The organism is Mesorhizobium sp. M1A.F.Ca.IN.020.06.1.1 (assembly GCF_004023265.1).
In the GTDB taxonomy this organism is placed as follows: Bacteria; Pseudomonadota; Alphaproteobacteria; order Rhizobiales; family Rhizobiaceae; genus Mesorhizobium.
Genome location: NZ_RZSR01001407.1, coordinates 1 through 1,070, shown reverse-complemented (window position 1 = coordinate 1,070; position 1,070 = coordinate 1). Strand labels below are relative to the sequence as shown.

At 67.8% G+C, this 1,070-nt stretch carries 1 protein-coding gene and 1 pseudogene; both read left to right on the top strand.

The window, feature by feature from the left end:
• On the top strand, positions 1 to 858 hold an 858-nt coding region (tssK, locus tag EOA60_RS34420; protein WP_128312700.1), incomplete at its 5' end, for a type VI secretion system baseplate subunit TssK.
• Between the two features lie 4 nt (positions 859 to 862).
• Positions 863 to 1,070, top strand: a pseudogene (locus tag EOA60_RS34415) (type VI secretion system protein TssL); the annotation flags it as partial.

The following is a 1,070-nucleotide window of genomic DNA, read 5'->3' as shown; positions in this document are numbered from 1 at the left end:
GTCGGCGGCTATACCGCGCTGCCGGTCGCCGACATCAAGGGCGTGCGGGCCGACGGCGGCGTCTCGCTCGACGAGAGCTTCCTGCCGCCGACGCTGATCACGGGCGCGGTCGCCTGGTATCGGCAACTGCTGCAGGAGGTCGTCACCGGTCTCGACCAGATCGCCGAAGCGCATGGCAAGATGGTGATGGGAGGCCCCGGCCGCAGCGTCGAGGACCTGCTGATGCTTCATCTTGCCAATGCGGCCAAGCCGCGGCTCGCCCACATGCTGGCGCAAGATGTCTTCCATCCGGCCGAGCTCTACCTCGAGCTCGCCGGCCTCGCCGGCGAAATGGCGACTTATGGCTCCAGCTCGCGCCGGCTCGGCGAGCTGCCGGCCTATGACCACATGGCGCCCGGCCCTGCCTATATGGCCCTGGCGGACGCCTTGCGCTCGCTGATCCTCAGCCTGCGGTATATCGAGCCGAAATCGCGCGCGCTGCCGGTCATGCGGCATGCCACCAATGTCTGGAAGGTGCGCATCGACAACCCGAAACTTCTGGTGGCCAGCCGCATCGTCATCCGCGTCGGCTCCGAACTGTCGGAAGACGCGCTGCGCAAGATCTTCGTCAACCAGGCCACCGTCGGGTCCGCCGACCAGTTCGAGGGGCTGTGGAAGTCGCGCCTGCCCGGCATTCCGCTGAAGCCGCTGCATTCGCAGCCGCGCGAGATCCCCTATGACGGCGACCGGCTGTGCCTGGAGCTGGACCAGAAGAGCGAGCATTGGGCCTCGCTGCTCGACGCCCCCGGTTTCGTCATCGGCGTTTCCGGCGTGCTGCCAAGCGAGCCGCAGGTCGACTGCTATTCGGTGAACAGGTGAGGCCATGAGCCGGGATGATCCTTTCGGACTGTCGGAGGATCGCGAACGCACGCGCATCAGGCTGACGGGCGCTTCGCCCCGGCCGATGGCGCCGCTGGCGCCGGGCGCGCCGGTGAAGCGCGCGCGCGCCCATCCCAATGTGCTGATCAATAGCTTCGCGCCGCTGCTCGAATTCGCGCCGGAGCTGGAAAGCGCGCTGGCGCCAGAGAACC